The sequence below is a fragment of the Klebsiella sp. OBRC7 genome, assembly GCF_000293135.1.
Classification (GTDB): domain Bacteria; phylum Pseudomonadota; class Gammaproteobacteria; order Enterobacterales; family Enterobacteriaceae; genus Klebsiella; species Klebsiella michiganensis.
This window is the reverse complement of the sequence record NZ_ALNJ01000111.1, coordinates 1-8,390: the sequence shown is the minus strand read 5'-3', so window position 1 is coordinate 8,390 and position 8,390 is coordinate 1. Positions and strand designations below refer to the sequence as shown.

General features: G+C 54.7%; 7 protein-coding genes. 4 read left to right on the top strand and 3 right to left on the bottom strand.

Annotated features, from left to right (window positions below; all coding sequences use genetic code 11):
• The coding region (locus HMPREF1144_RS22690) for a MetQ/NlpA family ABC transporter substrate-binding protein (protein ID WP_042928284.1) at positions 1-430 on the top strand (430 nt) is incomplete at its 5' end.
• A gap of 94 nt (positions 431-524) precedes the next feature.
• On the opposite strand, the gene ttrA is transcribed toward HMPREF1144_RS22690, so the two are convergent.
• Genes ttrA through ttrB form a run of 3 tightly spaced genes read right to left on the bottom strand, consistent with a single transcriptional unit; the run spans position 525 to position 5,340 of the window.
• A complete protein-coding gene (gene ttrA, locus HMPREF1144_RS22685) occupies positions 525-3,590 on the bottom strand; it encodes a tetrathionate reductase subunit TtrA (protein ID WP_009654067.1) in 3,066 nt (1,021 codons plus the stop codon).
• Entirely contained in the window at positions 3,583-4,605 is a 1,023-nt protein-coding gene (gene ttrC, locus HMPREF1144_RS22680) for a tetrathionate reductase subunit TtrC (RefSeq protein WP_001016644.1), read from the bottom strand. Before ttrC ends, ttrA begins: the two co-directional genes overlap by 8 nt.
• Positions 4,606-5,340: a tetrathionate reductase subunit TtrB gene (gene ttrB, locus HMPREF1144_RS22675; RefSeq protein WP_000378466.1), complete on the bottom strand. Its 735-nt coding sequence runs from the start codon at positions 5,338-5,340 to the stop codon at positions 4,606-4,608. It lies immediately after the preceding gene.
• A gap of 227 nt (positions 5,341-5,567) precedes the next feature.
• On the opposite strand from ttrB, the gene ttrS reads away from it, so the two are divergent.
• From ttrS to fumD, 3 genes are all read left to right on the top strand, one after another.
• Entirely contained in the window at positions 5,568-7,301 is a 1,734-nt protein-coding gene (ttrS, locus tag HMPREF1144_RS22670) for a tetrathionate respiration histidine kinase TtrS (protein ID WP_000948388.1), read from the top strand.
• A complete protein-coding gene (ttrR, locus tag HMPREF1144_RS22665) occupies positions 7,276-7,860 on the top strand; it encodes a tetrathionate respiration response regulator TtrR (protein ID WP_009654065.1) in 585 nt (194 codons plus the stop codon). The genes ttrS and ttrR overlap by 26 nt, the downstream gene beginning before the upstream one ends.
• A 93-nt stretch (positions 7,861-7,953) precedes the next feature.
• The gene (gene fumD / locus HMPREF1144_RS22660) at positions 7,954-8,157 is read left to right on the top strand and encodes a fumarate hydratase FumD (RefSeq protein WP_000528119.1); all 204 of its coding nucleotides are present in this window, start codon (positions 7,954-7,956) and stop codon (positions 8,155-8,157) included.
• Positions 8,158-8,390: the final 233 nt, after the last annotated feature.

The window sequence follows — 8,390 nt, the reverse complement described above, 5'->3', positions numbered from 1 at the left end:
TCGGGCATTATCTGAACATAAAACACTATCAATAAGTTGGAGTCATTACCAAAAAGAGGGTGTGATCAAGCTGAAGCCGGGCGTGGATAAAGTAACCGCGCGCATTAGCGATATCGTCGAAAACCCGAAAAAGCTGAAGTTCCTGCCAAACGTGGAAGCCGCGCTGTTACCGCAGATGTATAACAACGACGAAGGCGATGCGGTGGTGATTAACGCCAACTACGCCATCGATGCCGGGCTGGATCCAGTGAAAGATCCTATTGCCGTTGAAAGTGGTGAAAACAACCCGTATGCCAACATCATTACCGTGCATCGTGGCGACGAGAAGAAAAAGGATATCGTAGCGTTGGTTGATGTCCTGCATTCAAAAGAGATCCAGGACTGGATCCGTACTAAATATAAAGGTGCGGTGATCCCGGTAAACAACTAATCTGCTTTTTGCCGGGTGGCGGCAGTGCTTTATCCGGCCTACGATGTCCTGTAGGCCGGGTAAAACGCGTTCGCGATGCCATGCGGCACCAGAGCTACACTCGCTCAATTCTCGCTGGCAACCCCTGACGCACCGACGCACCCGACACCCAGTCAAGCCAGGTATTGGCTACCTGTCGGGTTGGGTCCGCAAAACCCAATTCGTTGAGATTAATCCCCGACTTAATCTGCTCATCAAACGCCATCGGCTCACCGTCGAGGGTATGCTGTGCCGCGCCCATTTCTTTATGTCCGTAACCATGTTCAATGGCGATGACACCCGGCATGACGCCATGCAGCAGGCTTATCTGCGCTTGCGCCTGACCACCAGGGGTGGTGATACGCACGATATCGCCGTGTGCTAAACCATACCGCTGACCATCCTGTGGATTGAGCGCCACCAGATTAACCGGCTTCAGATGATGAAGGCGTGGGATCACCGCCGTGGCGCTGGACATGGTATTGGATTTGAAGGAAATCAGCTTCAACGGCCACTCTTGTTCCGGGAACAACTCCTCGACCGCACGTCCATCTGACAGACGTGATGGATACCAGGCCGGGCAGCCGCTGTAGCGCTCGCCAGTAATCGCATGGCGGTGCGCGGCGACGTTCGCATTCCAGATTTGGAGCGGTTTTTCCCAGGCATTGCCGACGCGGTTATCAACTCGCCCGCTGTTGTCCGGCGCAAAGCGCCCGCCGCGGGAGTAGATAAACGCCACTCGGCTGATTTCATCGGTTTTCAACGTTTGGGTCATCACAGGCATGATCCGCTGGACCCCGGTCAGCGCTATGTCTTCCGGCTGTGCTTCAGCAACCGGAGCTTTGCCCATAAACGCAATATTGGCCGCGAGACGCAGGTAGTAATCTTCCGCACGGTTCAACGGATAGTGATTACCTTGCGGATCGGTAATTGCATTGTCGCCGAATCCAGGTAGCCCGATGCGCTTTGCCACTGCGATACAGAAAGACTCCATCGAGGCCGGTTGACCGTCAGCCGTGAGGCTGGTCGCCGATCTGACAACTGGCCAACGCGCGGTGGTGGCTTTGCTGGCCACGCCCGCCCACGGAGCGCTGAATCCCCAGCTTTCGAAGTTGTGGGTATCCGGCACGATGTAATCTGCCAGCGCCGTGGTTTCGTTCATAAAGGCGTCAATGGCAATAAACAGCGGCAGACGAGCAGGATCCTTGAGCTTTTCTTCCGCCACGCCGCGTAACCCCGCAATGCCGTAAAACGGGTTGGTCATGTTGGAGATCCAGGCTTTCAGCGGATAAGGGTAACCTTCAAGCGCCGAGACGAGGAGTTCGGTAAGCTGACCGGCGACAAACGGATACCACGGCGCTTTAGCCGGGAAGGGCGATTGCCCGGCAGCCACCTTATTGCGGTACTCTTCCGAAGACTCATAAGCGGTTTTACTGCGCGCGATGCTTAACCCTTTCGGTTTTACCTTCCCGGCGAAGCTGTCCATGTTGTAGCGCGGACCGTCGGTGGCACCATTAAATTTGCCGCCGCCGACGAACACGCCGCCTTCAAGGCTGAGGTTACCAATAAGCGCATTGAGCATCATCACCGACCAGGCGTTATAAAATACATTGCCTGCCATCATTCCGCCGTGCGTGATCACCGCCGCTTTACGCCCGTGGCGGGTGAATGCGTCGGCCAGAACGGCAATGTCTGCTTCTGACACCCCACACTGCTGGCTGTACTGCGTTAGCGACAGTTTCTCTGCGGACTCACGCAGACACTGGAAGCTGCTTTTTACCGTTACTGTCTGCCCGTCGGCCAGCGTCACTTCACGGGTAACAAACAGCTGAGCGCGCGGGCAACTGCTGGCGGCGACAATCTCACCGGCCTCGTTGACGACCACCGGCTCCTGGGCTGCGTTTGCACTCAGATGGGCGAGGGTCAGGTGTTGTCCGGCAAGCGTTGGAATTTCATCGGTAATCACCAGATGCGTTGCATTAGTCCAGCTTTTTTCTCCTGCCTGCTGCATGGCCTGCACGCCGGGAATGGCGAGATAATCAGCGTTATAGCGTTGTTTATCGATAATCCAGCTTATCATCCCCATAGCCAGCGCGGAGTCGCTTCCCGGTCGTACGGGCTGCCAGTGGCCGCGATCGTCAGCCAGCACCGTGGTTAATGGCAGGGCTGGCGCCACCACAACATAGCGGAAGTCGTCACGTAAACGGGCGCTGGCCAGCTGGCGGGCCTGGCGCTTAAACGGGTTGCCGGATTGCGCCGGAGAGGTGCCCATAAACAGCGCGAATTCGACGTTATCCCAGTCGGGTTTTACGTGGGTATTTTTATCCAGATCGCCCATTAACGCACCTGAACCGGCCCGATAGGCCAGACCGCAGTAAGCGCCATGAGCGCCGAAGTTTTTACTGCCGAAACTGTTCAGTGCGAAGCGACGTAAAAAGGTATCACGTCCTTCATCGCTGGTATTGGTGACCAGCAGTTGATTGGATTTTGGGCCAAAGCCGGGATGTTTCGCATCAAGCGGTGTAGTGGGATCGTGGATAGCTCTCAGACCATCAACGTGGCCTTCACCAAACAAATCCCCACCTTCCACCACCTCTTTGATCAGCTGTTCGAAGCTGATGCGCTGCCATTTTCCTTCACCGCGTTTACCGACGCGCTTCATAGGCTCCAGAATACGTAGCGGGCTGTACAGACCTTCGAGTAAGGTTGCACCACGGGCGCAGGCGGTAGAACGTGCGTCAAGACCTGACTCCCCGGTCAACTGTTCCATTGCCGTGGCAAAGGGGACAGAGGCGTCTATATGGTGCTCGTGCGACAACGGATGATAAGGGTTGCCCGCAATGCGCAGCACTTTGCCTTGCTCAGTGTCAACGCGAACCCGTACACCACACTGCGTCCAGCAACCAAAGCACTGCGTCATCGAGATCACCTGCTGCGGGTTTTGCTGCCAGTGAGGCCGGGCGTTGGCTTCGGGGATGAGCGCGTTGGCAAAAATGCGGTCACGGGTAATTTTGCCCGAGGTTCCGTCCAACAAACCGTCTATCGCGCGCTTTGCCACATCCCGATAACTCAGGCCAAAAGTCACCATGCCACCTACGGCAAGGCCGACTTTAAGCCACTGACGACGGGTTAAATTAGCCATGTTGCATTCTCCTTGCGATCGCGTTCAGGGCTTCACGAACAATAATAATCAGTGCTATCCACAGGCCGAAGGTACCCACAATAGCCAGCCAGCCATCGGTGCCGCCGGGCAGGGTATAGGGATTAAACTGCGCGTTAAATTTCGGTACGGTCTGCACCTGGATGAGTAACGTCCAGCGCATTAGCCAGCACAGCGCCATAGCGCTAAAAGCGAGTAATATGCGCAGCGGTAGCGATAAGGGGTAACGTACAACCAACCCGCAAAGAGCAAGCGAAACAAGCCATAGCGCAACCCAACCGATAGCGTAGTGTTGTGCTGAAGAGGCAACATCCAGCCACTGACGGATAGCCGAACCGGAAAGCGTATTCCCACTCGCCCAGATCGCCACCACGATAGCCAGCGCGATCAACGTGACCATTTGCCCCCACGCTAGCTTACGCGGTAGTGCGTCCTTGCTATTTGTCGTGGCAATAAGCAGGGCAAGAAATGTTTGCAGCGCGCTGAGGAACATCGCAACCGGAAAGGCGTAACTGAACCAAATGGGACGCGCCTGTACCACCGACACTTCACGGCCGGTGTAAACCAGCAATCCGATGGCGGACAGCGCGCTACCAAGTGCTAACCATTTTGTGACGCTGTAACTTTTTAGCGTTAGCCGTTTCACATGCTGCGCCAGAAACCACAGACCTAAAAAACCGGTAAACAGCGGTAAAAACAGCGCGCCCCACGGCATCCAGGACCATGGCGTCGGATACGCATAGAAGTGCCAGACGCGGGCGGTTTGGTGTAGATCAGCAGTCAGCGCCAGCGGCGCGGTAATCGCGCAGGTCAGGGCGATTAGCAGCGTCAGATTCTCCAGGTCTGCCGTTTCTTTTTTGCGCCAGTGGAGAACGCATGCGAACAGCGCGGCGCAGGCGGCAATGCCGATGAAAAAGAAATATTGTACGGCCCAGGGTAACCAGCTTACGTCCTGGGGATGGGCCAGAACCTCGTCGATAATCAGTGAATGGTTCATTTAAACCTCCTGCCAGAGAGCGGGTTGAGCACGTCCCATCAATGGGGTAACAAACGCCTCATCCAGCCCCAGATAGAACACGTGAGGAGACGTACCGCTTTCCGGCTTCAGGACTTTGATGGCATCATGGTGCTCATGCAGCATTTGCGAAATGCGGCTGTGCGGATCTTTAATATCGCCAATGATGCGCGCGCCGCCGACGCAGGATTCCACACAGGCCGGGAGCAGCCCCGCTTCGAGGCGGTGAACGCAAAAGGTACATTTATCGGCGGTTTGCGTTTCATGGTTGATGAATCGCGCATCATAAGGGCAGGCCTGCACGCAATAGGCGCAGCCCACGCAGCGTGTGTTGTCGACCACCACAATGCCGTCTTCGCGTTGGAAAGTGGCTTGTACCGGGCAAACGGGCACGCAAGGGGGATTATCACAATGGTTGCACAGTCGCGGCAGCAGGACGTTGGTAACGCTTTGCTGGCCTTCAATCTGTACTTGATACTGGTTGACGAGGGTACGAAATTCGCCCTGTGGCGTCTGGTTTTCAATGGCGCAACTGACGGTACAGGCCTGGCAGCCGATACAGCGTCGCAGGTCAACCAGCATGGCGTAGCGATGCTGTTGTGAGCCTTCGTGGCGTTCAGGCGAAAAGGGAAATTGCGCCTGAGCCAGCGGAACCAGTGATGCGCCAGCGGTCAGGACGCCCAGTCGCTGGAGAAACTGCCGTTTACTGCTGTCCATATTTTCTCCCGTCACGATGCAACAACGAAACATTGGTCACGCCGTTGATTTGCGTGTGATGAATAAAGAATCTCAATGATTTACAGTGTAAAAATCGTGACGGGGTATACTCTATTGTGGTTAACCACATACCCGGCTTGTTGTTGATCTAAAACAACATAATTGACAGGGACAATTGAGTGGGACGCAACGTAGTAAGATGTCTGACGGTACTGGCGTCGCTGTGGATGCTAAGTGGCGCGGTCAGGGCGCAGACATGGAACATTGGCGTTTTGGCGATGCGCGGGGAGGTTTCTACACGTAATCACTGGCAGCCGCTGGAAACCTTGTTGAATCAGCAAATCCCCGGTGAGCAGTTTCATATTCAACCGCTGGACCTGCGGCAGATGCAGGAGGCGGTGAATCGTGGAACGGTACACTTTGTGGTCACCAATCCGGCGCAGTTTGTCCAGCTTAACAGCCGCTCAGCGCTACGCTGGCTGGCGTCGTTACGATCCACCCGTGGTGGGAAAGCCACCAGTAACGTGATTGGCAGCGCCATTCTCGTCAGGCGCGACAGTGGGTTAACCTCCGCACACGATCTGATCGGCAAAACGGTTGGCGCCATTGATGCTCAGGCGTTTGGCGGCTATTTGCTGGGATATAAAGCGCTCAGTGATGCCGGTCTGCGCCCTGAACGTGATTTACGTCTGACGTTTACCGGATTTCCCGCCGATGCCTTACTCTATTTATTACGTGAAAAAGCCGTGCAGGCGGTGATCGTGCCGGTGTGCCTGCTGGAAAAAATGGATGAAGAAGGCCTCATCCGTAAAACCGATTTTATGACCGTGTTGAATCATCCGACTTCAATTCCCTGTTTAACCAGTACGCCGCTCTATCCGGACTGGTCATTTGCCGCACTACCTGTAGTGAGTGACGAGCTGGCCGATCGCGTCACGCGGGTACTGTTCAATGCACCGCAAAACGCGACGTTTCGCTGGGGTGCGCCCGCCTCGACCCGTGAAGTAGAAGCGTTGCTGCGCGACGTCCGACAGCATCCGCAGCAGCGTCAGCTGTGGCTGGATGTCAAAAGCTGGTTTATTCAACACCGACTGGCGATGGGGGGCGTGGTCATCGTATTGCTGTTGCTTACGCTCAATTACATCTGGGTGATGCTGTTGGTTCGCCGACGTGGCAGGCAGCTGGAGCGGAACAACGTGTTGTTGCACAAACAGGAACAGGCGCTGGAGACTGCCCGCCAAATGAGCGTGCTGGGGGAGATGACCTCCGGTTTTGCCCATGAACTCAATCAGCCGTTGTCTGCTATCCGTCATTATGCCCAAGGCTGTCTAATTCGCCTGCGTGGTCAGGATGAGCAGCATCCGTTGCTGCCCGCGCTTGAGCACATAGACGCCCAGGCACAACGAGGAGCCGATACGCTGCGCAATCTCCGGCAGTGGGTCAGCCAGGCACAGGGCAATCCGGTACTCACCGATGACTGGCAAGCCATCAACGTTCACGATGCTATCCATCACGTCTGGCAATTACTGCGTATGCCCCAGCAATTCCCGGCGATAACGCTGCACACGCAGGTTAGTAAGGCGTTAACGTTGATGCTGCCAAGCGTTCTTCTTGAGCAGGTGCTGGCTAACCTGGTACTCAATGCCGCCCAGGCAGGCGCTACGACGGTATGGTTTAGCGCCCTGCATAAGGATGGCGGCGTGCGTATTCAGGTGCAGGATAATGCCGGAGGTATTGACGAGGCTCAGTTGTATCAGGCGTTTCAGCCGTTTATGACCACCCGCAAAGAAGGTATGGGACTAGGACTGGCCATTTGTCAGCGACTGGTGCGCTACGCAAACGGAGATATTGAGATCAAAAATCAGCAGGCCCCGGACGGTAAAGCGGGGGCGAGAGTGACATTGTATTTTAAGCCAAATCAGGAAGGAGGCCGTAGTGGCGATAATTCATCTGCTGGATGACGACATTGCCGTTACCCAGGCCTGTGCGTTTTTATTGGAAAGTCTGGGATATGAAGTGTCTTGCTGGGAGCAAGGCGAGAAATTCCTCGCCGAGGCAAATTTGCACCAGGTGGGCGTACTACTGCTGGATATGCGTATGCCGGTACTGGATGGGCACGCTGTGCATGAAATCATGCGTCAGAAAGCAAGTACGCTGGCGGTGGTCTTTCTCACCGGGCACGGCGATGTGCCGATGGCGGTTGAGCAAATGAAACGTGGCGCGGTCGACTTTTTGCAAAAACCGGTGTCAGCCGTGCCGCTTCAGGCAGCATTAGAACATGCCTTGCAGGTCTCGGCAGCGGCGTTCTCGCGACAAGAGATCATCTCATGCTACCAACAACTTACGCCAAAAGAACGGGAACTGGTGCATCTGGTAGCAAAAGGGTTAATGAATCGGGAAATTGCTGATGCCATGAATATTGCCGTGCGTACGGTTGAAGTGCACCGGGCGCGGGTGATGGAAAAAATGCAGGCAGGAAGTCTTGCTGAGCTCGTTAATCGACTTCAGAGAATTCAGTAGAATGATAACATTTATTTGATTTTCATTGAATTTTGTCTAAATCACTCAGAGTGATATATGCTGTTGGTTTGAGTTAATGACGAGCGGGCAAAAATGGGAAATCAGACGAAAGACGACGAGTTGTACCGTGAAATGTGCAGAGTAGTCGGTAAAGTAGTGCTGGAAATGCGCGATCTGGGACAAGAACCTAAGCATATCGTCATTGCGGGAGTACTGAGAACCACCCTTGCTAACCAGCGCGTGAAGCGCAGTGAGTTAGGGAAGGTGCGAATAAGTGGGGAAATTCTTCTCGGCTGACTCAGTCATTTCATTTCTTCATGTTTGAGCCGATTTTTTCTCCCGTAAATGCCTTGAATCAGCCTATTTAGACCGTTTCTTCGCCATTTAAGGCGTTATCCCCAGTTTTTAGTGAGATCTCTCCCACTGACGTAGGCACTGTTGCAAAGTTAGCGATGAGGCAGCCTTTTGTCTTATTCAAAGGCCTTACATTTCAAAAACTCTGCTTACCAGGCGCATTTCGCCCAGGGGAT

Excerpts from the sequence above, each read along its gene's own strand:
- ttrS (WP_000948388.1), top strand. The coding sequence starts at position 5,568 with ATGCTAAGTGGCGCGGTCAGGGCGCAGACATGGAACATTGGCGTTTTG.
- ttrA (WP_009654067.1), bottom strand. The coding sequence starts at position 3,590 with ATGGCTAATTTAACCCGTCGTCAGTGGCTTAAAGTCGGCCTTGCCGTA.
- fumD (WP_000528119.1), top strand. The coding sequence starts at position 7,954 with ATGGGAAATCAGACGAAAGACGACGAGTTGTACCGTGAAATGTGCAGA.
- ttrB (WP_000378466.1), bottom strand. The coding sequence starts at position 5,340 with ATGGACAGCAGTAAACGGCAGTTTCTCCAGCGACTGGGCGTCCTGACC.
- ttrC (WP_001016644.1), bottom strand. The coding sequence starts at position 4,605 with ATGAACCATTCACTGATTATCGACGAGGTTCTGGCCCATCCCCAGGAC.